Origin of the sequence: Vibrio sp. 10N.239.312.D08, assembly GCF_041466145.1 — a bacterium.
Taxonomy (GTDB): Bacteria; Pseudomonadota; Gammaproteobacteria; order Enterobacterales; family Vibrionaceae; genus Vibrio; species Vibrio crassostreae_C.
Genome location: NZ_JBFSSD010000018.1, coordinates 1 through 22,026, shown reverse-complemented (window position 1 = coordinate 22,026; position 22,026 = coordinate 1). Strand labels below are relative to the sequence as shown.

Annotated in this window: 38 protein-coding genes; 9 read left to right on the top strand and 29 right to left on the bottom strand. The window is 45.2% G+C overall.

The annotated features are described in order from the left end of the window. Positions 1-4: 4 nt before the first annotated feature. The 7 genes from AB6D58_RS11595 (at position 5) to AB6D58_RS11565 (ending at position 5,509) form a co-directional block, all read left to right on the top strand. Entirely contained in the window at positions 5-547 is a 543-nt protein-coding gene (locus tag AB6D58_RS11595; protein WP_280584389.1) for a hypothetical protein, read from the top strand. 2 nt (positions 548-549) lie between these two features. After that, the gene (locus AB6D58_RS11590; protein WP_017086680.1) at positions 550-1,299 is read left to right on the top strand and encodes an NRDE family protein; all 750 of its coding nucleotides are present in this window, start codon (positions 550-552) and stop codon (positions 1,297-1,299) included. Positions 1,300-1,308: 9 nt separating this feature from the next. Next, entirely contained in the window at positions 1,309-1,746 is a 438-nt protein-coding gene (locus AB6D58_RS11585; protein ID WP_372157331.1) for a YHS domain-containing (seleno)protein, read from the top strand. 12 nt (positions 1,747-1,758) lie between these two features. After that, the gene (locus AB6D58_RS11580) at positions 1,759-3,513 is read left to right on the top strand and encodes a lysophospholipid acyltransferase family protein (protein WP_372157329.1); all 1,755 of its coding nucleotides are present in this window, start codon (positions 1,759-1,761) and stop codon (positions 3,511-3,513) included. A gap of 71 nt (positions 3,514-3,584) precedes the next feature. Further along, positions 3,585-4,151: a Crp/Fnr family transcriptional regulator gene (locus AB6D58_RS11575; protein WP_017067547.1), complete on the top strand. Its 567-nt coding sequence runs from the start codon at positions 3,585-3,587 to the stop codon at positions 4,149-4,151. A 57-nt stretch (positions 4,152-4,208) separates the two neighbouring features. Beyond that, on the top strand, positions 4,209-4,661 hold the full coding sequence (locus AB6D58_RS11570) for a GNAT family N-acetyltransferase (RefSeq protein WP_017058878.1): 453 nt from the start codon (positions 4,209-4,211) through the stop codon (positions 4,659-4,661). Continuing rightward, positions 4,661-5,509, top strand: a complete 849-nt coding sequence (locus tag AB6D58_RS11565; protein WP_372157327.1) for a DMT family transporter — start codon at positions 4,661-4,663, stop codon at positions 5,507-5,509. The genes AB6D58_RS11570 and AB6D58_RS11565 overlap by 1 nt, the downstream gene beginning before the upstream one ends. A 59-nt stretch (positions 5,510-5,568) precedes the next feature. Here AB6D58_RS11565 and AB6D58_RS11560 read toward each other — a convergent pair whose 3' ends face one another. After that, positions 5,569-6,153 carry a LysM-like peptidoglycan-binding domain-containing protein gene (locus AB6D58_RS11560; protein WP_017068022.1) on the bottom strand — a complete coding sequence of 195 codons (585 nt, stop codon included), beginning with the start codon at positions 6,151-6,153 and terminating at the stop codon, positions 5,569-5,571. A gap of 213 nt (positions 6,154-6,366) precedes the next feature. Here AB6D58_RS11560 and AB6D58_RS11555 point away from each other — a divergent pair, with 213 nt between their 5' ends. Both AB6D58_RS11555 and AB6D58_RS11550 read left to right on the top strand, forming a co-directional pair. Then, a complete protein-coding gene (locus AB6D58_RS11555; protein WP_008220519.1) occupies positions 6,367-6,987 on the top strand; it encodes an FKBP-type peptidyl-prolyl cis-trans isomerase in 621 nt (206 codons plus the stop codon). A 134-nt stretch (positions 6,988-7,121) separates the two neighbouring features. Further along, positions 7,122-7,616 carry a DUF2780 domain-containing protein gene (locus AB6D58_RS11550; RefSeq protein ID WP_017058875.1) on the top strand — a complete coding sequence of 165 codons (495 nt, stop codon included), beginning with the start codon at positions 7,122-7,124 and terminating at the stop codon, positions 7,614-7,616. A 251-nt stretch (positions 7,617-7,867) separates the two neighbouring features. Here the strand turns inward: AB6D58_RS11550 and rplQ are convergent, their stop codons facing one another. The 28 genes from rplQ to rpsJ form a co-directional block, all read right to left on the bottom strand. Then, on the bottom strand, positions 7,868-8,248 hold the full coding sequence (gene rplQ, locus AB6D58_RS11545) for a 50S ribosomal protein L17 (RefSeq protein WP_004729812.1): 381 nt from the start codon (positions 8,246-8,248) through the stop codon (positions 7,868-7,870). 24 nt (positions 8,249-8,272) lie between these two features. Next, on the bottom strand, positions 8,273-9,265 hold the full coding sequence (locus AB6D58_RS11540; protein WP_004729813.1) for a DNA-directed RNA polymerase subunit alpha: 993 nt from the start codon (positions 9,263-9,265) through the stop codon (positions 8,273-8,275). Between the two features lie 22 nt (positions 9,266-9,287). Further along, complete coding sequence (gene rpsD / locus AB6D58_RS11535; protein WP_004738777.1) at positions 9,288-9,908, bottom strand: 30S ribosomal protein S4; 621 nt, start codon at positions 9,906-9,908, stop codon at positions 9,288-9,290. A 31-nt stretch (positions 9,909-9,939) separates the two neighbouring features. Then, positions 9,940-10,329, bottom strand: a complete 390-nt coding sequence (rpsK, locus tag AB6D58_RS11530) for a 30S ribosomal protein S11 (protein WP_004738778.1) — start codon at positions 10,327-10,329, stop codon at positions 9,940-9,942. 19 nt (positions 10,330-10,348) lie between these two features. Next, positions 10,349-10,705 carry a 30S ribosomal protein S13 gene (rpsM, locus tag AB6D58_RS11525; protein ID WP_004738779.1) on the bottom strand — a complete coding sequence of 119 codons (357 nt, stop codon included), beginning with the start codon at positions 10,703-10,705 and terminating at the stop codon, positions 10,349-10,351. A gap of 148 nt (positions 10,706-10,853) precedes the next feature. After that, entirely contained in the window at positions 10,854-10,967 is a 114-nt protein-coding gene (rpmJ, locus tag AB6D58_RS11520; RefSeq protein ID WP_000868186.1) for a 50S ribosomal protein L36, read from the bottom strand. A 41-nt stretch (positions 10,968-11,008) separates the two neighbouring features. Then, positions 11,009-12,343, bottom strand: coding sequence for a preprotein translocase subunit SecY (secY, locus tag AB6D58_RS11515; protein WP_004738781.1), 1,335 nt, complete (start codon positions 12,341-12,343; stop codon positions 11,009-11,011). Between the two features lie 20 nt (positions 12,344-12,363). After that, positions 12,364-12,798: a 50S ribosomal protein L15 gene (rplO, locus tag AB6D58_RS11510; protein WP_004736758.1), complete on the bottom strand. Its 435-nt coding sequence runs from the start codon at positions 12,796-12,798 to the stop codon at positions 12,364-12,366. Between the two features lie 5 nt (positions 12,799-12,803). Further along, complete coding sequence (gene rpmD / locus AB6D58_RS11505; protein ID WP_004736756.1) at positions 12,804-12,980, bottom strand: 50S ribosomal protein L30; 177 nt, start codon at positions 12,978-12,980, stop codon at positions 12,804-12,806. A gap of 7 nt (positions 12,981-12,987) precedes the next feature. After that, positions 12,988-13,488, bottom strand: coding sequence for a 30S ribosomal protein S5 (gene rpsE, locus AB6D58_RS11500; protein WP_017061307.1), 501 nt, complete (start codon positions 13,486-13,488; stop codon positions 12,988-12,990). 14 nt (positions 13,489-13,502) lie between these two features. Continuing rightward, a complete protein-coding gene (rplR, locus tag AB6D58_RS11495; RefSeq protein WP_004738784.1) occupies positions 13,503-13,856 on the bottom strand; it encodes a 50S ribosomal protein L18 in 354 nt (117 codons plus the stop codon). 9 nt (positions 13,857-13,865) lie between these two features. Further along, a complete protein-coding gene (gene rplF / locus AB6D58_RS11490) occupies positions 13,866-14,399 on the bottom strand; it encodes a 50S ribosomal protein L6 (protein WP_017063712.1) in 534 nt (177 codons plus the stop codon). A gap of 10 nt (positions 14,400-14,409) precedes the next feature. Further along, the gene (rpsH, locus tag AB6D58_RS11485; protein WP_017061309.1) at positions 14,410-14,802 is read right to left on the bottom strand and encodes a 30S ribosomal protein S8; all 393 of its coding nucleotides are present in this window, start codon (positions 14,800-14,802) and stop codon (positions 14,410-14,412) included. A gap of 29 nt (positions 14,803-14,831) precedes the next feature. After that, the gene (rpsN, locus tag AB6D58_RS11480) at positions 14,832-15,137 is read right to left on the bottom strand and encodes a 30S ribosomal protein S14 (RefSeq protein ID WP_004738789.1); all 306 of its coding nucleotides are present in this window, start codon (positions 15,135-15,137) and stop codon (positions 14,832-14,834) included. 16 nt (positions 15,138-15,153) lie between these two features. Beyond that, complete coding sequence (gene rplE, locus AB6D58_RS11475; protein WP_004738790.1) at positions 15,154-15,693, bottom strand: 50S ribosomal protein L5; 540 nt, start codon at positions 15,691-15,693, stop codon at positions 15,154-15,156. A gap of 24 nt (positions 15,694-15,717) precedes the next feature. Next, positions 15,718-16,035 carry a 50S ribosomal protein L24 gene (gene rplX / locus AB6D58_RS11470; RefSeq protein WP_004738792.1) on the bottom strand — a complete coding sequence of 106 codons (318 nt, stop codon included), beginning with the start codon at positions 16,033-16,035 and terminating at the stop codon, positions 15,718-15,720. Positions 16,036-16,046: 11 nt separating this feature from the next. Further along, complete coding sequence (gene rplN / locus AB6D58_RS11465; RefSeq protein WP_004736740.1) at positions 16,047-16,418, bottom strand: 50S ribosomal protein L14; 372 nt, start codon at positions 16,416-16,418, stop codon at positions 16,047-16,049. Positions 16,419-16,580: 162 nt separating this feature from the next. Beyond that, complete coding sequence (rpsQ, locus tag AB6D58_RS11460; RefSeq protein ID WP_004736739.1) at positions 16,581-16,835, bottom strand: 30S ribosomal protein S17; 255 nt, start codon at positions 16,833-16,835, stop codon at positions 16,581-16,583. After that, a complete protein-coding gene (gene rpmC, locus AB6D58_RS11455) occupies positions 16,835-17,026 on the bottom strand; it encodes a 50S ribosomal protein L29 (protein ID WP_004736737.1) in 192 nt (63 codons plus the stop codon). The genes rpsQ and rpmC overlap by 1 nt, the downstream gene beginning before the upstream one ends. Then, a complete protein-coding gene (rplP, locus tag AB6D58_RS11450) occupies positions 17,026-17,436 on the bottom strand; it encodes a 50S ribosomal protein L16 (RefSeq protein WP_004736736.1) in 411 nt (136 codons plus the stop codon). The genes rpmC and rplP overlap by 1 nt, the downstream gene beginning before the upstream one ends. A gap of 11 nt (positions 17,437-17,447) precedes the next feature. Beyond that, positions 17,448-18,146 (bottom strand): 30S ribosomal protein S3, encoded by a 699-nt coding sequence (gene rpsC / locus AB6D58_RS11445; RefSeq protein WP_004736734.1) that lies wholly within the window; start codon positions 18,144-18,146, stop codon positions 17,448-17,450. Positions 18,147-18,164: 18 nt separating this feature from the next. Continuing rightward, complete coding sequence (gene rplV / locus AB6D58_RS11440; RefSeq protein WP_004736732.1) at positions 18,165-18,497, bottom strand: 50S ribosomal protein L22; 333 nt, start codon at positions 18,495-18,497, stop codon at positions 18,165-18,167. Positions 18,498-18,507: 10 nt separating this feature from the next. Beyond that, positions 18,508-18,786, bottom strand: coding sequence for a 30S ribosomal protein S19 (gene rpsS / locus AB6D58_RS11435; RefSeq protein WP_004736729.1), 279 nt, complete (start codon positions 18,784-18,786; stop codon positions 18,508-18,510). A 19-nt stretch (positions 18,787-18,805) separates the two neighbouring features. Continuing rightward, positions 18,806-19,630, bottom strand: coding sequence for a 50S ribosomal protein L2 (rplB, locus tag AB6D58_RS11430; RefSeq protein WP_010435149.1), 825 nt, complete (start codon positions 19,628-19,630; stop codon positions 18,806-18,808). A 14-nt stretch (positions 19,631-19,644) separates the two neighbouring features. Next, positions 19,645-19,947 carry a 50S ribosomal protein L23 gene (gene rplW, locus AB6D58_RS11425; protein WP_004736765.1) on the bottom strand — a complete coding sequence of 101 codons (303 nt, stop codon included), beginning with the start codon at positions 19,945-19,947 and terminating at the stop codon, positions 19,645-19,647. Beyond that, on the bottom strand, positions 19,944-20,546 hold the full coding sequence (gene rplD / locus AB6D58_RS11420; protein ID WP_004738803.1) for a 50S ribosomal protein L4: 603 nt from the start codon (positions 20,544-20,546) through the stop codon (positions 19,944-19,946). Before rplD ends, rplW begins: the two co-directional genes overlap by 4 nt. 16 nt (positions 20,547-20,562) lie before the next feature. Continuing rightward, a complete protein-coding gene (rplC, locus tag AB6D58_RS11415; protein ID WP_004736763.1) occupies positions 20,563-21,192 on the bottom strand; it encodes a 50S ribosomal protein L3 in 630 nt (209 codons plus the stop codon). A 14-nt stretch (positions 21,193-21,206) separates the two neighbouring features. Continuing rightward, positions 21,207-21,518, bottom strand: a complete 312-nt coding sequence (gene rpsJ, locus AB6D58_RS11410) for a 30S ribosomal protein S10 (protein WP_004736761.1) — start codon at positions 21,516-21,518, stop codon at positions 21,207-21,209. Positions 21,519-22,026: the final 508 nt, after the last annotated feature.

The following is a 22,026-nucleotide window of genomic DNA, read 5'->3' as shown; positions in this document are numbered from 1 at the left end:
ATGAATGAACCCCATAGCCCAACCGAGCGCCCTCACTTCTTTCTCTCCTTGTATCAAAGGAGCGGTAGAGATATTGAATCAGGGTCTAGAGTTTTTGTTAGCGATATCTGACAGCGACTATCTGACACGAGCAAAGCCGCACGTCACAAGCTCTATTGGTGAGCATACTCGTCACACGCTCGATCTTTTTCACGCCTTAATCTTAAAAGAGAATGCGACCGTTGATTACAACACTCGTCGTCGCGGTCACCCGGTCGAATACGACCGCTCAATTGCAGTAAAAGAGATCCATTATGTGATCAACTGGCTTGAACGATTAGACCGCAGAGATCTCGAAGCGCCTATCATGATCCAAACCGAAGTTTCAATGGATACACAAGTATTCGCCAGCCTGCCTTCTACGTTAGAAAGAGAGGTCACCTTTGCTGCGCTGCATGCCAATCATCACTATGCGATGATCAAAGTGATCACGACCTTTCTTGATGTCGAAACATGCAATACCTTTGGTTATGCCCCAACCACCAGCAGCTATCTGAGGGAGCAATAATCATGTGTTCAGTATCTTGGCTGCTTGAAGAAAATGGTTATCAGGTCTTTTTTAACCGTGACGAACAAAAGACGCGAGCACTAGCAATGCCGCCTAAACAGTATCGAGTTAACGGCGTCGATATCATCATGCCACTCGACCCAACTGGCGGTGGTAGCTGGATCAGTATCAATGAGTTCGGGCTTTCGTTATGCCTACTCAATAACTATCAAGGCATCGTACCTGATGGACTTTTAGTCAGCCGTGGTTTGTTACTCAAGAATCTATCATCGAGTCGTAACATCAGTCAGCTCTCTGAAGCATTTCATCAGCTCGACCTGCACTCTTTTGCTCCATTTACCTTGTTGGCTTTCGCGCCGAATTTAACTCAGAACAATGGTTTGGTTATCGCCTACATGTGGGATGGTATTCAACAGCACATCGTCGACACCGATTCTCCACTCTTCTCATCCGGTGTTGATTTAGAGCGAGTGCAAGCCTACCGACAAGCAAAATACGATCAGCTTATGACAACAGGTAAGAATCAGCAGAACTTACTTCAATTTCACTCTCACCATCATAGCGAACAGCCTCATTTAGCGACCTGTATGCATCGTGAAGACGCGCACACCGTGAGCTTTACACACTTACGCAATCTACACGGCCAAGCCTCTATGTTTTACGCACCCGGCTCGCCTTGTGAACCCATTAAACCATGCCAGATAAATCAACAGCGCTTTACCTTCGATTTATCACCCGTAATCAATCTATAGGAGTCCATCATGAGAAAACTATTAACCATGGTCATGCTACTTGTTAGCCCATACGTATTTGCCGCCGATGAAATCTACACCGGGTTCTTTAGCAGTAAGGCGCTCGATGGCTACGATACTGTGGCTTATTTCACTTCAGGTAAGCCCATTGAAGGCAGTAAAAAATTCAGCACCGAGTACAAAGGCGCGGACTGGTATTTCTCTTCTGAAAAGAATCTGACTTTATTTGTTAATAATCCTGAAAAATATGCCCCTCAATATGGTGGCTATTGCGCTTGGGCAGTATCAGCGAAGAGCGACTTTGCACCGAGTGACCCACATCAATGGACAATTGTTGATAACAAGCTTTACCTCAACTACGACCAAGAGATTAAGCAGCGCTGGGAACAAGACCAAGCACAGCATATTCAACAAGCCGATAAAGTTTGGCCGCAACTGATTAAGTAAGGTAATTTCATTATGATTGATAGTCCTTTTCGTTTACCACGTTACACGCCTTTTGGTTTAGGTGAGTCTGTTGTCGAGTGGGCAACTGGGCTATCTAAGCTAGACCGACTCTACCAAGATCGTAAAAACGAGTTATCTAGCTTCGAATTCATGAATTACACTCTGTCGGCGCTCAATATCGACTACTCGGTTGCATCGGGAAGCACGGAAAACATCCCGGAAGAAGGGCCTGTCGTGATTGTGGCGAACCACCCGCTTGGCGCCATCGAAGGCGTGATCCTTGCCGATCTCGTAGGATCAGTAAGAAAGGATGTGAAGGTGCTGGCCAATGAGTTACTTAAGCGCCTGCCTGAACTGGATGATCTTTTCATCGGTGTCGATGTCTTTAACAGTAAAGAATCGAAACGCACCAATGCCAAAGCGATTCGAGATGCCAATCGTCATTTGGCTGATGGTGGACTATTGATTGTATTCCCAGCAGGTGAAGTATCAAGCTACCGTAAAGGGGCAAAAACACTGACAGACATCGAGTGGAGCAAGTCGGTAGCGAAATTCGTCAAACGTCACCAAGCCACCACGGTACCTATCTTTATCAATGGCAAGAACAGTGAGCTTTTCTATCAAGCGGGTCGTGTTCATCCACTGTTGAGAACCGCTCTACTCGGGCGTGAACTTCTTAATAAACAAGCGACAACTATCTCTATCTCGATTGGCTCATCGATTCCATATTCAGAGATAAAATCGTTTGAAAAAGAGATGGATATCGTCAACTACCTACGACTTAATACCTATCTAATGAGTCAACAAGACAGCCCGAGCACGCCCATCCACGCACCTTCTTTTGATACCCAAGTGATTGCGCCTATTCCGCCAGAAGTGTTGGCAATAGAGGTCGATTCTCTTCCGGAAGATATGAAGTTACTTGAGCAAGGGGACTTCGAGGTCTACTGCACGCCTAGCCAATCTATTCCTAACTTAATGCGCGAGATTGGTCGAGTAAGAGAAGAAAGCTTTAGAGAAGTCGGAGAAGGCAGTGGGCTGGCCTGTGATTTAGATGAGTATGACCTTTACTACCATCAACTGTTTGTGTGGAATAAAACCAAGGCAGAACTGGTCGGGGCGTATCGACTCGGTATGGTCGACAAACTCATCGCAGAGCACGGGCTTGATCAGCTTTACTCTCGTAGCCTGTTTAACTACAACCAAGAATTCATTGATACGTTAGAAAACAGCATTGAACTAGGGCGATCGGTAGTAAGTAAACCTTACCAAAAGAGCCTGAACTCCCTGTTACTATTGTGGAAAGGCATTGCGACTTTTGTTTCTCGTCACCCTCAATATACCCATCTGTTCGGCCCAGTCAGTATCAGTAATGATTACAGCCACAATGCGCGTCTGTTGATCGCGACCACCTTATCAATCCATCACTACGATGAGGAAAAGGCGAACTTGGTTTCACCTTCATCACCACTCAATACCAGCAGTCATGTGTTCTGGCAGAATCATCTATTATCGTCACTGGCGAGTGTGCCCCTACTTTCAAAAGTATTAGCACGGATGGAACAAGGAAAAGGCTTACCGGTATTATTGCGCCAATACCTAGGGATGAACGGGAAACTGGTTTGCTTTAACGTCGACCCATCGTTTAATGATGCCTTGGATGGCTTGATTGTGGTGAACCTTAAGAAGGTTCCATTGAAGACCTTAGGTAAATACATGGGCAGAGAACTTGCTCAAGATTACCTAGAGCAACACGCACGCCTCTGATTTATCCTGCTCTGTACCTCTCTCCAAATAAGTGCGATGATTTCGGCACTTATTTGGGATAGGTTATTTTCATGCACACCTCTTTTATCGAACAACTGCAAAGCTTCGACTTCTCTGAAAGCCAGATTGAATCTCTACTCGCTGTCGCCAAGCCACTTGAGCTGCCAACCAGACACATCTTGATCAATCAAGGTGAGATGGCGAGTTCAATCTACTTTGTACTTGAAGGCTTGTGCCATGCCTGCTACCTCACTGATGATGGTAAGCAATACAGCAAAGAGTTCTATTGGGAACAAGATTGGATCATCGGCTTTGAGAGTCTGATAAAGAACCAAGCCTCTCCTTACCTATTAGAAACGCTGACACCCATCACCATGTTAGAGCTGCCAATGAATGCGGTTATCGAGTGGCGTGCATCAAATAATCCTTTGTATTTAAAGCTGTTAGAAACACAACTGATGCATAAGGAAAACAAAGAACGCTTCATGCTGCTCTATACACCAGAGCAACGCTATCAGCTGTTCTGCGAGCACTATCCCGACCTTGAGCAGCGCTTGAACGACAATCAAATTGCAGCCTACCTAGGAATAACCGCAATCAGCCTGAGCAGAATTAAAGGTCGAATTAACAATAGTTAATGCCAACAATCATCACGCATAGTACATTCAGGGCATCGATAATCTCTGGATGTAAACATGATCACTTGGCACTCAATTCCTTTTTCTGAACTCTCAACACAACAGCTTTATCAACTACTTAAATTAAGAGTCGATGTATTTGTGGTCGAGCAGACTTGTCCTTATCCAGAGCTGGACGGTAAAGATACACTCGCGGGTGTTGAGCACCTGCTTGGCTATGCTGATGAAGAGTTGGTAGCGTGTGCACGTTTATTACCACCAGGTACCTCTTACGACAACACCAGCATCGGTCGAGTCGCAACCAAGCAATCGGCAAGAGGTGGTGGCTTGGGGCATCAATTAATCAAAGAAGCATTAACACGCTGCGAGGCTCTTTGGCCAAATACGGCCATTGATATTGGCGCGCAGCAACACCTAGAAAACTTCTATGCGAGCCACGGCTTCAACACCATCTCGGATATGTACCTCGAAGATGACATTCCTCATATAGACATGAGATTAGAAAAATAATGACGAATATCACTGCCGGTATTCTATTGTTGGTTGCAGGTAACTTGTTTGCCTCGCTTTCCGACGTAGCGGTAAAGCTGTTAAATGGCGAAGTACCGCCCTTACAGTATATTTTTTTCCGACAGTTGATATCTCTGCTCATCATCACCCCTTTGTGGCTACAGCAGAAAAAAGAACAACGGCGCTTACAGCAGGCTAAGGTAACCTTCATTCGAGGTCAGTTAATTCTGATCGGCAGTGGGTGCATGGTGGTCGCGATCACTCACTTGTCTTTGGCAACCGCCAACGCAGTATTTTATGTCGCGCCTTTACTGATGTTGCCGATCTCAATGTTGCTATTGAAAGAGCAACCGGCACTCGGCAAGGTTATCGGCACAACCATAGGTTTTATTGGTGCATTGATTGTCTTGAGGCCATCACAATTTCATTGGGCGGCACTGTTTGCTTTGGGTACAGCACTCACTCTCGCACTCTTTAATGTACTCGTAAGAAAGCTTCCTAGTGAGCAAACGGTGGTCACTACGCTGTGGTGGACAACCTTATTCTCTATTCCAGCCTCATTAGTACTGTGCTTCTTATACTGGCAGCCGGTGTCTGTGGAGCATTTGGGATACATAGCATTAAGTGCGACGCTAATCTTAAGCTACAACGGCCTTGCGGTTGCTGCCTATCAAAAAGCACACTCTAGCCAAATTGCCTTGGCTGAGTATTCAGGATTGGTGTTTGTCGCGCTAATAGGTGCAATATGGTTCGATGAGATTCCGGATACATTAACCTTTATCGGAATCATGCTTATCATCTTGCCACTCGCCCCTTTCAAGCGACCAAAAAAAAGAGCTAATGCTTAGCTCTTTTCTATCGTTTATCTGTGTCTAGCAAAGCGCTTTAACTCAGGCTTACTGTTCATCTACTTACTGCGACCAAAGCCACCATCGGATAAGCGGAAGAACATCACCGAAGTATCGCCTTTCTCTAGCTGAAGAATGTCCAACTGCCCAGTTTCAGCAAGTTTGAAACGAACCAGTTGGCCTTTACGAATCTGACTGAGTGGCTTATCTGCACCTTCAATACGCACTAACGCATTCAAGTCAGACAATGGCAAATCGTTGTTTCGAAAAACCTGCGCTAACGTATCCCCTTGCTTAACAAGGTACTCCTGCCAATTTTTGTTACTCGGTTCTAATGAGCTGTTCTTGGCATTTTGCTGTTCGCTTAAGCCGACGGTGTTTATTTCAAGCTCAACGCGCGATGTTGTTGGAGCTGTGTCTACTTTAGGTTCTGGTAGCGGCACAAAAAGTAATATCAGTACGATCGGAGAAATCACCATCAACAGTCTTTGGTGTAACTTCGGCAATGAACCCCAAGTTTGCGCTGTCGAGGTTTTCATTTTCTTCACATCGATCGAACTCAATTTCTCTTTGACCTGATTCAGTCGATCCTTGAATTCTGCTAAGTGGTCAACTTTCTGTTTTTTCTTTTGACGACGATTCATACCACTGCGTCCTATACATTGAATAACTACAGTATAAAAACCAAAGTACCAACAGTATAGATCTTTCCGTCACAACAAGGCCCAAAGCGAGAAAATTGACATGGCTGTGATTTGGGCGCGGTAAAGCGCAAGTGATCAGGGACTAGCCGTTTCTTCACGCTGCTAATACTGGTATTCTTACCCTTTTCGTACTGACAAAAAGAGTGACTTTTCATGTCTGAAGTAAAATTTGAAACTGTAGAGCAAAAAGCTAGCTACGGTATCGGTCTACAAATGGGCCAACAACTTGCTGGTTCTGGTCTTGAAGGCCTAAACGTTGACGCAATCGCTGCTGGTATCGCAACAGCTCTAGTTGGCGACATGCCAGCTATCGAAGTTGACGAAATCAACAACGCACTACAAGAGCTACACACTCGCGGTGAAGCTGCACGTCAAGAACTAGCTAAAGCTGCTGCTGCTGACGGCGAAGCTTTCCTAGCTGACAACGCTCTTCGTTCAGAAGTAACGGTTCTTGAGTCTGGTCTTCAGTACGAAGTACTAACTGAAGGTACTGGCGAAATCCCAACTGCAGACAAGCAAGTACGTGTTCACTACCACGGCGAACTAACTGACGGTACTGTTTTCGACAGCTCTGTATCTCGCGGTCAACCTGCTGAATTCCCTGTAACTGGCGTAATTCAAGGTTGGGTACAAGCTCTACAAATGATGCCTGTTGGCTCTAAGTGGAAGCTATACATCCCTCAAGATCTAGCATACGGTGAGCGTGGCGCAGGTGCTGCAATCCCACCATTTGCTGCTCTAGTATTTGAAGTAGAACTTCTAGCTATTCTTTAATTTTTATAAAAACCTTTAGTAAAACAAAATACTATTGGCAAATAAAATTGAAATAATCCAACGGCGATGTGACTACATCGCCGTTTTTCGTTTATAGTGAAAGAGTAAATTACTTTATTACTTAAGGACGAATAATGAAGAAAGTACTCATCACAGTTTTAAGCAGCCTTGCTGTTGTCTCTTGCGCTAGCACTAGCGACTCTGAACAAACCAGTTCATCATCAGATACCAACTATTCCCAACTATCACAAACTGCACTAATGGCAGCAGTGAATATGTGGTCTCAGCAGAACGAAACAACACCACTTGTGGATACGGTAGCTGACCAAGCTTCTGTTACCAGCGACCAAGCAGTTGGCGGTATTGGTTCAATGTTGGCCCTTGCACAAAACTCACTTGGCACAGCCGACAACAAAGAACTCGCGACACTTATTCCAGGCATGTCGAGCCTTGAGTCTACGGGGCTATCATCGCTACTAAGCTCACAAGGTGCCGTTGAAAGTGCGTTTTCTGGATTAGGCATGGATCCATCAATGGTTACGACATTTGCGCCAATCATTCTTCAAGCATTGCAGTCACAAGGTGCGACGAGCGGCCTGATGGATTCACTTTCAGCTATATGGCAATAATCGTTAGTTATTAATAGCTAGCTTAAAATCTAATAAGGGCACTTCGGTGCTCTTTTTTGTGCGTGGAAGAAAAGATATTTGAGATACGAGATACGAGATACGAGATACGAGACATTTTTGAAAATTGGAGCAGATAAGACAAGCAAAAAGTGCCAAACATCATGGTGCAATTTCTATTATCTTTTCCTTGTTCTACAGACACAAAAAAGCCGAGCTAATGCTCGGCTTTTGTATTAAGAATCTAGTATAGATTACTCAGCAGCTTCTTCAGCAGCTGGGCGGTCTACAAGCTCAATGTAAGCCATTGGAGCTTTATCACCAGTACGGAAACCACATTTAAGAATGCGAGTGTAACCACCTTGGCGAGCCGCGAAACGCGGGCCTAGTTCATTAAATAGTTTTGCCACAACTTCGTTATCACGAGTGCGAGCAAATGCAAGACGACGGTTAGCAACACTGTCTGTCTTAGCTAGGGTAATCAATGGCTCAATTACGCGACGTAGTTCTTTTGCTTTAGGCACGGTAGTTTTAATAACTTCGTGACGAACAAGAGAGCTAGCCATGTTGCTGAACATCGCTTTGCGATGACTGCTGTTGCGGTTGAGTTGACGACCACTTTTACGATGGCGCATGACCTAATCCTTCTAACTTTTCGATTAATCTTCAGCGATTGACGCTGGTGGCCAGTTTTCTAGACGCATGCCTAGAGAAAGACCACGTGAAGCAAGCACATCTTTAATCTCTGTAAGAGATTTCTTACCAAGGTTTGGCGTTTTAAGTAGCTCAACCTCAGTGCGCTGTACAAGATCACCGATGTAGTGAATCGCTTCTGCTTTCAAACAGTTAGCAGAGCGAACTGTTAGTTCAAGATCGTCTACAGGACGTAGTAGGATAGGATCGAATTCTGGCTTCTCTTCCTTCTCCTCAGGTACACGTACATCACGAAGATCTACGAACGCATCCAATTGTTCAGCTAAAATAGTAGCTGCACGACGGATTGCTTCCTCAGGTTCTAGAGTACCGTTCGTTTCCATATCGATAACAAGCTTGTCTAAATCAGTACGTTGTTCTACACGTGCCGCTTCTACAGCGTAAGCGATTTTATCAACCGGGCTGTAAGTAGCGTCAACTAGTAGACGACCGATAGGACGCTCATCTTCTTCAGTATGGATACGAGCTGAAGCTGGAACGTAACCACGACCACGTTCTACTTTGATACGCATAGCGATCTCAGCGTTGTCATCCGTTAGGTGACAAATTACGTGCTCAGGGTTAGCGATCTCTACATCACCATCGTGGGTGATGTCACCTGCAACAACAGGGCCTGAGCCTGATTTGTTCAGTGTAATAAACACTTCATCTTTGCCTTCAGCAACGCGTACAGCCAAACCTTTAAGGTTTAGAAGGATTTCCAGGATATCTTCCTGAACGCCTTCTTTAGTGCTGTATTCGTGTAGCACACCTTCAATTTCAACTTCTGTTACGGCACAACCCGGCATAGAAGATAGAAGAATGCGGCGAAGAGCATTACCTAGAGTGTGGCCGAAACCGCGCTCTAATGGCTCAAGAGTTACTTTCGCGTGTGTCGTATTGATCTGTTCAATGTCAACAAGACGCGGCTTAAGAAATTCTGTTACAGAACCCTGCATTGTGTCCTCTCTTTTTTTAACCTTACTTAGAGTAAAGTTCGACGATCAAGTGTTCATTGATGTCAGCTGATAGGTCAGAACGCTCAGGCATACGCTTGAATGTACCTTCCATTTTGCCAGCATCTACTTCAATCCAAGTTGGCTTTTCACGTTGTTCAGCAACTTCTAGAGCCGCTTTAATACGAGATTGCTGTTTAGCTTTCTCGCGGATAGAAACAACGTCGTTTGCCGCTACTTTGAAAGAAGGAACGTTTACAACTTTACCGTTAACTAGAATAGACTTGTGGCTAACTAGTTGACGAGATTCAGCACGAGTAGCGCCAAAGCCCATACGGTAAACTACGTTATCAAGACGACCTTCAAGAAGCTGAAGCAGGTTTGCACCTGTGTTGCCTTTAAGACGTGCAGCTTCTTTGTAGTAGTTGCGGAATTGTTTTTCTAGAACGCCGTAGATACGACGAACTTTTTGCTTCTCACGAAGCTGAACGCCATACTCAGATAGACGACCGCGACGAGCGCCGTGTACACCTGGTGCGTTATCAATTTTACACTTGGTATCGATCGCACGGACACCAGACTTAAGGAATAAGTCAGTACCTTCGCGACGGCTAAGCTTAAGCTTAGGACCCAAATATCTTGCCATGATCTTTCTCCAATATTCCTAGAAACGAAACTTAAACGCGACGTTTCTTAGGTGGACGACAACCGTTATGAGGGATTGGTGTCGCATCAACAATGTTAGTGATACGGAAACCAGCAGCGTTCAGTGCACGAACAGTAGATTCGCGACCTGGACCTGGACCCTTAACCATAACTTCCAAGTTCTTTAGGCCATATTCTTTAGCCATTTCACCACAACGCTCAGCTGCAACTTGTGCTGCGAACGGAGTAGATTTACGAGAACCACGGAAACCTGAACCACCTGCTGTAGCCCATGCAAGAGCGTTGCCTTGACGGTCAGTGATAGTTACGATTGTGTTGTTGAAAGAAGCATGAATGTGCGCTACGCCATCAGCTACTTGCTTGCGTACGCGCTTACGCGCGCGAGTTGGTTGTTTTGCCATTGTACTCTACCTTATCCGACTATTTCTTGATCGGCTTGCGCGGACCCTTACGGGTGCGAGCGTTGGTTTTAGTACGCTGTCCACGTAGTGGTAGACTGCGACGATGACGAAGACCGCGGTAACAGCCAAGGTCCATAAGACGCTTGATGTTCATCGATACTTCACGACGTAGATCACCTTCTACAGTGTACTTAGCTACACCATCACGCAGTTGATCGATCTGCTCTTCAGTTAGTTCACTGATCTTAGCATCTTCAGCAATACCCACTTCAGCTAGAATAGCTTGAGAGCGAGTTTTACCGATACCGTAGATTGCAGTAAGTGCAATTACAGAATGCTTATGATCAGGAATGTTAATGCCGGCTATACGGGCCATTATTCACTCCTAAGGGGTTCATAAAAGAATTATCCGCAGCAAAGCCCGTTATGGATACGCTGCGGCATACTACTTCTTTTGCACGCAAAAGGTAGGCCGAGGAATATACTCGACTCTACCTTGTATTTCAAGTAAAAATTTCTGCTAATTAGCCTTGGCGTTGCTTATGCTTTGGCTCACTGCAAATCACGCGAACGACACCGTTACGCTTGATAACTTTACAGTTACGGCAGATTTTTTTAACGGAAGCACGAACTTTCATTGCTAAACTCCGTAAATGGAATCGAAATTGTTACCACCGAATTAACGGCCGTAACCCTTCAGATTCGCTTTCTTTAACACAGAATCATACTGTTGTGACATCAGATGAGTCTGTACCTGTGCCATGAAATCCATGATAACTACCACTACGATTAGTAGTGATGTGCCGCCAAAGTAGAAACGAACGTTCCACGCGACCATCATGAACTCAGGAATCAGACATATAAAAGTAATGTATAGAGCGCCCGCAAGGGTTAGTCTAGTCATCACTTTATCGATATATTTCGCTGTCTGCTCACCTGGGCGGATACCGGGTACGAATGCACCAGACTTCTTCAAGTTATCAGCTGTTTCACGTGGGTTAAACACCAACGCTGTATAGAAGAAACAGAAGAAGATTATAGCTGCTGCATAAAGCATTACATACAAAGGTTGACCTGGGCTAAGAGCTAATGACACGTCAGTTAACCAACCGAACGCGCTGCTTTCACCATTTTGACCAAACCACTGCGCTAATGTTCCTGGGAACAAAATAATACTTGATGCGAAAATCGCTGGAATAACACCTGCCATATTAATCTTAAGAGGCAAGTGAGAGCTTTGTGCTGCAAAAACTTTACGACCTTGTTGACGTTTCGCATAGTTAACGACGATACGACGTTGACCACGTTCCATGAAAACTACGAAGTAAATAACAGCAAAAGACAATACAGCAATCAACAGCAGAAGAAGCACATGCAATTCACCTTGACGCGCTTGCTCGATTGTTTGACCGATTGCAGAAGGCAATCCAGCAACAATACCTGCAAAAATCAGAATGGAAATACCATTACCGATTCCTCGCTCAGTGATTTGTTCACCTAACCACATTAAGAACATGGTACCAGTTACTAAACTCACGGTAGCAATAAGCGTAAACATGGTTTGGTTGATAACAACCAGATTGTCGACCATGTTTGGTAAGCCTGTTGCGATACCAATAGCTTGGAATGTTGCAAGTACAAGCGTGCCGTAGCGTGTATATTGGCTTATCTTACGACGGCCTGCTTCACCCTCTTTCTTGAGTTCCGCTAACGCTGGATGAACTACAGTTAGCAATTGGACTACGATCGATGCCGAAATGTACGGCATGATACCCAATGCTAATATAGATGCACGCTCAAGAGCACCACCGGAGAACATGTTAAACATTTCTACGATGGTACCTTTTTGCTGATCGAACAAATCGGCAAGTACAGCTGCGTCAATACCAGGGATCGGCACAAAAGAGCCGGCTCGGAATACTAAAAGTGCACCAATTACGAATAATAAGCGCGACTTTAGTTCACTTAAGCCGCTCTGAGCACTACGAAAATCTTGTCCTGGTTTCTTAGCCATCTGTACCTCGTTCCTCGAGATTATTCCTCGATTTTACCGCCTGCAGCTTCGATTGCAGCTTTAGCGCCTTTAGTCACGCGTAGACCTTTAACAGTCACAGCTTTGCTTAGGTCACCAGAAAGAACGATCTTAACAAACTCGATGTTCTTAGTGATAACGTTAGCAGCTTTAAGGCTGTTAAGATCAACTACGTCACCTGTTACTTTCGCTAGCTCAGCTAGACGAACTTCAGCAGACACTAGGCTCTTACGAGAAGTGAAACCGAATTTAGGTAGACGTTGTTTTAGAGGCATTTGACCGCCTTCAAAACCTGGACGAACAGAGCCGCCAGAACGTGACTTTTGACCTTTGTGACCGCGGCCACCTGTTTTACCAAGGCCAGAACCGATACCACGACCTACACGCTTCTTAGAAGGTTTAGAGCCAGCAGCCGGTGATAGAGTATTCAAACGCATTCTGATTACTCCTCAATCTTAACCATGTAGTAAACCTTGTTGATCATACCGCGTACGCACGGTGTATCTTCAAGTTCTACTGTATGGTTGATGCGACGAAGACCTAGACCTTTAAGACACGCTTTGTGCTTAGGTAGGCGACCAATTGAGCTTTTAGTTTGAGTTACTTTAATAGTTGCCATCGTGTGCTTACTCCGAAATAGATTCAACAGTTAGACCACGTTTAGCAGCAACCATTTCTGGTGACTTAACGTCTACTAGAGCACCAATCGTTGCACGAACGATGTTGATCGGGTTCGTTGAACCGTATGCTTTAGAAAGTACGTTATGTACGCCCGCAACTTCAAGTACAGCACGCATTGCACCGCCGGCAATAACACCTGTACCTTCTGCAGCTGGCTGCATGTAAACTTTAGAGCCCGAATGACGACCTTTCACCGGGTGGTGAAGAGTGCCTTCGTTAAGCGATACTGTAACCATGTTACGGCGCGCTTTTTCCATTGCTTTTTGAATCGCAGCAGGTACTTCACGAGCTTTGCCGTAACCGAAACCTACGCGACCGTTACCGTCACCAACTACTGTTAGTGCAGTAAAGCTCATGATTCGACCACCTTTAACCGTCTTAGATACACGGTTAACTGCGATCAGCTTTTCTTGCAAATCATTAGCTTGTTGTTGTTCTTTAGCCATCTTCCAACCCTACCTTAGAATTTCAGACCAGCTTCGCGAGCAGATTCTGCTAGCGCCGCTACTCGACCGTGGTATTGGAAACCAGAACGATCAAATGCAACTGAAGCTACGCCTTTTTCAAGAGCGCGCTCAGCAACAGCTTTACCAACTGCTTTAGCTGCATCAACGTTACCAGTGTTCTTAACTTGCTCACGGATCGCTTTTTCTACAGTAGAAGCAGCTGCGATAACCTCAGAGCCGTTTGCCGCGATAACTTGTGCGTAAACATGGCGAGGAGTACGGTGTACTACCAGGCGAGTTGCACCAAGTTCTGCAATCTTACGACGTGCACGTGTAGCACGACGGATGCGAGATGCTTTCTTATCCATAGTGATACCTTACTTCTTCTTAGCTTCTTTAGTACGCACATTTTCATCTGCGTAACGAACACCTTTGCCTTTGTAAGGCTCAGGAGCACGGTAAGAACGAATGTCAGCCGCAACTTGACCTACTACTTGCTTATCGCAACCAGTAATGATGATCTCAGTTTGGCTAGGGCACTCAGCTTTAATACCTTCAGGTAGAGCGTGCTCTACTGGGTGAGAAAAACCAAGAGTTAGAGCTACAGAGTTGCCTTTCATAGCAGCACGGTAACCAACACCCTTAAGAGTTAGCTTCTTAGTGAAGCCCTCAGTAACACCCACAACCATGTTATTAACTAGAGCGCGAGCTGTACCAGCTTGTGCCCATGCGTTAGTAACACCTTCTTTCGGACCGAAAGTTAGGTTGGTTTCTTCCTGTGCAATAACTACGGCGCTGTTAAGAACGCGAGTAAGCTCACCTTTGCTACCTTTTACAGTAACTTCTTGGCCGTTTAGTTTCACCTCTACGCCAGCTGGAATAGCGACAGGTGCTTTAGCAACACGAGACATAATCTACTCCTTAAGCTACGTAACAGATGATTTCACCGCCAAGACCTGCTTTACGAGCAGCACGGTCAGACATCAGACCCTTGGAAGTAGAAACAACTGCAATACCAAGACCACCCATCACTGTAGGTAAAGAGTCTTTATTTTTATAAACTCTTAGACCAGGACGTGATACACGCTTGATTTGCTCGATTACAGGTTTAGCTTGGAAGTACTTAAGAGTAACTTCTAGCTCAGGTTTTGCTTCGCTGTTAACAGCGAAGTCTACGATGTAACCTTCAGCTTTAAGTAATGCAGCAATTGCAACTTTAAGCTTTGAAGAAGGCATTTTTACAGCAACTTTGTTTGCTGCCTGACCGTTACGAACTCGGGTCAGCATATCCGAAATCGGATCTTGCATGCTCATAAGATTTACTCCAAATGATTAAGTGGCAATTACCAGCTAGCCTTACGAAGACCCGGAATCTCGCCTTTCATGCAAGCTTCACGAACCTTAATGCGGCTTAGACCGAATTTACGTAGGTAACCGTGTGGACGACCAGTTTGGTTGCAACGGTTGCGCTGACGTGATGCACTTGAATCACGTGGAAGAGATTGCAGTTTAAGAACCGCATTCCAACGATCTTCTTCAGATGCGTTTACATCGCTAATGATAACTTTTAGCGCAGAACGCTTTTCAGCGAACTTAGCTACTAGTTTTGCACGTTTAGCTTCACGTGCTTTCATTGATTGTTTAGCCATAACAGTAACCCTACCCTTACTTACGGAATGGGAAGTTAAAGGCAGCCAGCAGAGCTCGGCCTTCCTCATCGGAACCCGCAGAAGTCGTGATAGTGATATCAAGACCGCGGACACGATCGACTTTATCGTAGTCGATTTCCGGAAAGATGATTTGCTCGCGAACGCCCATGCTGTAGTTACCGCGACCGTCAAAAGACTTAGCGCTAACACCACGGAAATCACGTACACGTGGAAGTGCGATAGAGATTAAACGCTCTAAAAATTCCCACATGCGCTCACCACGCAAGGTTACTTTACAACCAATTGGGTAGCCTTCACGAATTTTGAAACCAGCTACAGATTTACGCGCTTTAGTGATAAGTGGCTTTTGACCAGAGATCGTTGCCATATCAGCTGCTGCGTTTTCTAGCAGTTTCTTATCGTTGATTGCTTCACCAACGCCCATATTTAGGGTGATTTTCTCAATCCTAGGGACTTGCATGACGCTTGTGTAGCTGAACTCTTTGGTAAGCTCAGCGACTACAGACGACTTGTAGTAATCATGCAGTTTCGCCATAGTAGAACTCCAAATTACTTCTAATTAGTTAGAAACAGTTTCGCCGTTAGATTTGAAGAAACGAACTTTCTTGCCATCTTCGATACGGAAACCGATACGGTCTGCTTTACCAGTAGCCGCGTTAAAAACAGCAACGTTAGAAGCATCAATAGCTGCTTCTTGTTCAACGATGCCACCTTGTTGACCTAGAGCCGGAACCGGCTTTTGGTGTTTCTTAACAAGGTTGATGCCTTCAACGATAACTTTACCAGTTGTCAGAACCTTAGTTACTTTACCTTTCTTGCCTTTATCTTTACCAGCAAGAATGATTACTTCGTCATTACGACGGATTTTAGCTGCCATATTGCCGCTCCTTACAGAACTTCAGGTGCTAGTGATACAATCTTCATGAATTTCGCGTTACGAAGTTCACGAGTCACAGGACCAAAGATACGTGTGCCGACTGGTTGCTCAGTAGTGTCATTTAACAATACACAAGCATTACTGTCGAAGCGAATGACAGAACCGTCTGGGCGACGAACGCCTTTACGGGTGCGCACTACTACCGCCTTCAGAACATCACCTTTCTTTACTTTACCGCGAGGAATCGCTTCCTTCACTGTAACCTTGATGACGTCACCGATATGTGCATAACGGCGGTGAGAGCCACCCAGAACCTTAATACACATTACCTTGCGCGCGCCAGAGTTATCTGCTGCGTCAAGTGTACTTTGCATCTGGATCATTGTTAGTGCTCCGCTAAATATTAAAACTAGACCCTCTCGGGTCGGGCTGCCTCTTTAAAAGGGACGCGAATTGTACCACCCTTTTTTTAAATTGGGTAGACAAAAAACAAGCGGCTCCAAAAAATAATTTGGAGCCGCTTATAAGTTATAGAATTACAAAGATTAAATCTTCGCTTTTTCTAGAACTTTAACCAATGTCCAAGACTTAGTCTTAGACAGAGGACGACACTCAGCGATTTCAACTTTGTCGCCTAGGCCACAAGTGTTGTCTTCGTCGTGTGCGTGTACTTTAGTCGTGCGTTTGATGAACTTACCGTAAATTGGGTGTTTTACAGTGCGTTCAATAGCAACAACGATAGACTTGTCCATCTTGTCGCTTACTACACGGCCTTGCTGGATGCGGTTAGTTTCGCTCATTATGCGCCTGCCTTTTCAGTCAAAACAGTTTTCACACGTGCGATGTCACGGCGTACAGCTTTTAGAGTATGAGTTTGCTGAAGTTGACCAGTTGCAGCTTGCATGCGCAAGTTGAACTGTTCACGTAGCAAATTCAATAGCTCAGCGTTAAGCTCTTCAACGTTCTTTTCGCGTAGATCTTGTGCTTTCATCACATCACCTGCTTAGTTACAAAAGTAGTTTTAACAGGCAGTTTACGTGCCGCTAGGCGGAACGCTTCACGTGCCAACTCTTCAGGTACGCCATTCATCTCGTACATAACTTTGCCTGGTTGGATTTGAGCAACCCAGTACGCAACTGAACCTTTACCTTTACCTTGACGAACTTCAAGAGGCTTTTCAGTAATTGGCTTGTCTGGGAATACACGAATCCAGATTTGACCTTGACGCTTAATGTGACGTGTCATAGCACGACGTGCCGCTTCGATTTGACGTGCAGTCAGACGACCACGGCCAACAGCTTTAAGACCGAATTCGCCGAAGCTTACTTCAGTACCTTTAGCTAGACCACGGTTACGACCAGTCATAACCTTGCGGAACTTAGTACGTTTTGGTTGTAGCATCGTTCGACTCCTTACTTACGGCCTTTACGCTGCTTCTTAGGCTTATCGCCTTTTGGCTCTACTGCGTTAGCAGCTGGCATACCGCCTAGAATCTCACCTTTGAAGATCCAAACTTTAATGCCGATCACACCGTATTGAGTGTGAGCCGAAGAAGTTGCGTAATCAATGTCTGCACGTAGAGTGTGTAGAGGCACACGGCCTTCACGGTACCACTCAGAACGTGCGATTTCAGCACCGCCAAGACGGCCGCCTACTTGTACTTTGATGCCTTTAGCGCCTAGACGCATAGCATTTTGTACCGCACGCTTCATTGCACGACGGAACATAACACGACGCTCTAGTTGAGACGCGATGCTATCAGCTACAAGCTGACCATCTAGCTCAGGCTTACGTACTTCAGCGATGTTAATTTGCGCTGGTACACCTGCGATTTTAGCTACAGCTGCGCGTAGCTTCTCTACGTCTTCACCTTTCTTACCGATAACAACGCCAGGACGAGCAGTGTGAATAGTCACACGGATGCTCTTAGCTGGACGCTCGATAACGATACGAGATAATGATGCTTTTTGTAGTTCCTTTGTAAGGAACTGACGTACCTTGAAGTCGCCGTCTAGGTTGTCAGCGAATTCGTTGGTATTAGCAAACCATGTAGCATTCCAAGGCTTAACGATGCCAAGACGAATACCATTAGGATGTACTTTCTGACCCATTGCTTACTCTCCTAGTCTTTAGCGATCTGCTACAACAATAGTGATGTGGCTTGAACGCTTCAAGATACGATCCGCACGACCTTTAGCACGAGGCATAATACGCTTCATGATAGGGCCCTCATCTACGAAGATTTTAGCGACATTTAGATCGTCGATATCTGCACCTTCGTTATGTTCCGCGTTAGCGATAGCTGACTCAAGAACCTTCTTAACTAATACAGCAGCTTTTTTGTTGCTGAAAGTTAGAATTTCTAGAGCTTGGTCTACCGACTTACCGCGAATTTGGTCTGCAACTAAGCGAGCTTTCTGTGGAGAAATACGAGCAAAGTTATGTTTAGCTAAAGCTTCCATCATCTACTCCTTATTTCTTCTTAGCTTTCTTATCTGCAGCATGACCGCGATAAGTACGAGTTGGTGCAAATTCGCCCAGTTTGTGACCGATCATTTCTTCGGTAACGAAAACTGGAACGTGCTGACGACCATTATGGACAGCGATGGTCAAACCAATCATTGTTGGGATGATCATTGAGCGACGGGACCAAGTCTTAATAGGCTTTTTGTCTCCGCTTTCCACCGCTTTCTCTACCTTCTTCAGCAAGTGTAGGTCAATAAAAGGACCTTTCTTGAGAGAACGTGGCATGGCGATTCCTCTTTATAAATTATTTAGTGCGACGACGTACGATGTACTTGTCAGTGCGCTTGTTCTTACGAGTCTTGAAGCCCTTAGTAGGAACGCCCCAAGGAGAAACTGGGTGACGACCACCAGATGTGCGGCCTTCACCACCACCATGTGGGTGATCCACCGGGTTCATTACTACACCACGTACGGTTGGACGTACGCCGCGCCAGCGTGAAGCACCAGCTTTACCAAGTTCACGTAGCATATGCTCAGAGTTACCAACTTCACCGATCGTTGCACGACCTTCAGAAAGAACTTTGCGCATCTCACCAGAACGTAGACGGATAGTTACGTATGCACCATCGCGAGCGATGATTTGAGCATAAGCACCAGCCGAACGAGCTAGTTGAGCACCTTTACCAGGCTTAAGTTCAACACAGTGTACAGTAGAACCTACTGGGATGTTGCGCATCGGCAGAGTGTTACCTGCTTTGATTGCAGCATCTACGCCAGATTGAATCTGGTCGCCTGCGTTAACACCTTTAGGTGCAATGATGTAACGACGCTCACCGTCTGCGTACAGAACTAGAGCGATGTTAGCACTACGGTTTGGATCGTATTCTAGACGCTCAACTTTCGCTGGGATGCCATCTTTAGTACGTTTGAAGTCAATTACACGGTAATGGTGCTTATGACCACCACCGATGTGACGTACTGTAATACGACCGTTGTTGTTACGACCACCGTTCTTAGAGTTTTTCTCTAGAAGTGGTGCGTATGGCTTACCCTTGTGTAGGTCAGCGTTAACAACTTTAACGACGTGACGACGACCAGGGGAAGTCGGCTTACATTTAACAATAGCCATTTTTACTACTCCTGTTATTCCGCGCCGCCAACGAAGTCAAGATCTTGACCTTCTTTCAAAGTAACGTAGGCTTTCTTAACGTCTGAACGACGGCCTTCACGCATACCTTGACGTTTGGTCTTACCCTTTAATACAAGAGTATTTACAGACTTAACTTCAACTTCAAATAGCTTTTCTACAGCTGCTTTGATCTCTTTCTTAGTTGCATCTTTAGCTACTTTGAAAACGATAGTGTTCGCTTTCTCAGCTGCCATAGTTGCTTTTTCAGAGATGTGCGGAGCACGTAGAACTTTTAAGATACGCTCTTCAGTGATCATGCTAGCATCTCCTCAACTTGCTTAACTGCGTCAGCAGTCATTAGAACCTTGTCGAAAGCGATTAGTGATACTGGATCAACACCAGCAACATCACGTGCATCTACTTTGTATAGGTTACGAGCAGCTAAGAATAGATTTTCATCTACTTCGCCAGTCACAATCAGAACGTCGCTTAGCTCAAGCTCTTTAAGCTTAGCTACAAGTTCTTTTGTTTTTGGTGCTTCTACAGAGAAGTTATCAACAACGATTAAACGCTCTTGACGAACTAGCTCAGAAAGAATGCTCTTCATAGCACCGCGGTACATTTTTTTGTTTACTTTTTGGCTGTGATCTTGTGGTTTCGCAGCAAAAGTAACACCACCTGTACGCCAGATTGGGCTACGAATTGTACCAGCACGTGCGCGGCCAGTACCTTTTTGACGCCATGGCTTAGCGCCACCGCCAGATACTTCAGAACGAGTCTTTTGAGCACGAGTACCTTGACGAGCACCTGCTGCATATGCAACAACTACTTGGTGTACAAGAGCTTCGTTGAAGTCACGTCCGAAAGTAGTCTCGGAAACAGTTAGTGCATCAGCACCTTTAACCATCAATTCCATTACTTACTCCTAGACGTTATGCTTTAACAGCAGGTTTTACGATCACGTTTCCGCCTGTTGAGCCCGGTACTGCACCTTTAATAAGGAGTAGATTGCGCTCAGCGTCAACACGTACGATCTCTAGGTTTTGAGTCGTTACACGCTCAGCACCCATGTGACCTGCCATTTTCTTGCCTTTAAACACGCGGCCTGGAGTTTGACATTGGCCAATTGAACCCGGTGCGCGGTGAGACAAAGAGTTACCGTGAGTCATATCTTGAGTAGAGAAGTTCCAACGCTTGATAGCGCCTTGGAAGCCTTTACCTTTAGATGTACCAGTAACGTCTACTTTTTTAATTTCGTTGAAAAGTTCTACGTTTAGCTCAGCGCCAACTTCAAACTCTTCGCCGTTTTCTAAACGGAATTCCCAAAGACCGCGACCTGCTTCTACACCCGCTTTCGCGAAGTGACCAGCTTCAGGTTTAGTTACACGGTTAGCTTTCTTAGCACCAGTAGTTACTTGGATTGCTGCGTAGCCGTCTGTCTCAAGAGTTTTAACTTGAGAAATACGGTTCGCTTCAACCTCAACAACAGTTACTGGGATAGAAACGCCTTCTTCAGTAAATACGCGGGTCATACCCACTTTACGTCCGACTAGACCAATCATTATTCTTATCTCCCTTAACCTAGGCTGATTTGAACATCAACGCCAGCTGCAAGATCAAGACGCATTAGAGCATCAACAGTTTTATCTGTTGGCTCAACGATGTCGATCAAACGCTTGTGAGTACGGATTTCGTACTGATCACGTGCATCTTTGTTGACGTGTGGAGAGGTAAGAACAGTGAAACGCTCTTTACGAGTAGGAAGTGGAATAGGACCACGAACCTGTGCGCCAGTACGTTTTGCTGTTTCAACGATTTCCGCAGTTGAAGCATCGATTAGCTTGTAATCAAACGCTTTAAGGCGGATACGAATACGTTGGTTCTGCATGAGACAGAGCTCCAATTATTAAAAATTACACAAACAATATCGCCACTCAAACCCGATAAAACGAGAGAATGCCGATTGATTTATGTGAAACCGTAGCACCCAAAATTAGGACGCATTGTCAGTTAACTTTTGAAGTAAACAAGAAGTTTACTATTTTTATTAACCGCGAACATAAGCTGAGTATACATTACTAGGTAAGACCTACTCCTCAGTGCTCATTGGTTCACAACCAGCGTTAGCCAGTGCGATGCATTATACAGATCACACTTTAGTATGCAAGTAGTGTTGGAAAAATAATCGCAATTTATTGGAAGTTGGTTTTGTATCGAGAGGGAAGAAGACAGATGGAAGGTAATATTTCTTTTGAGAAAACAAAAGGGAAGCCGAAGCTCCCCTTTTCAGATGCGTGCTCTTCTAATGAAGAGAGTGCAAAAATCTAAATGCTATTAAGCGAAGATTTTAGCTACAACACCAGCACCAACTGTACGGCCACCTTCGCGGATTGCGA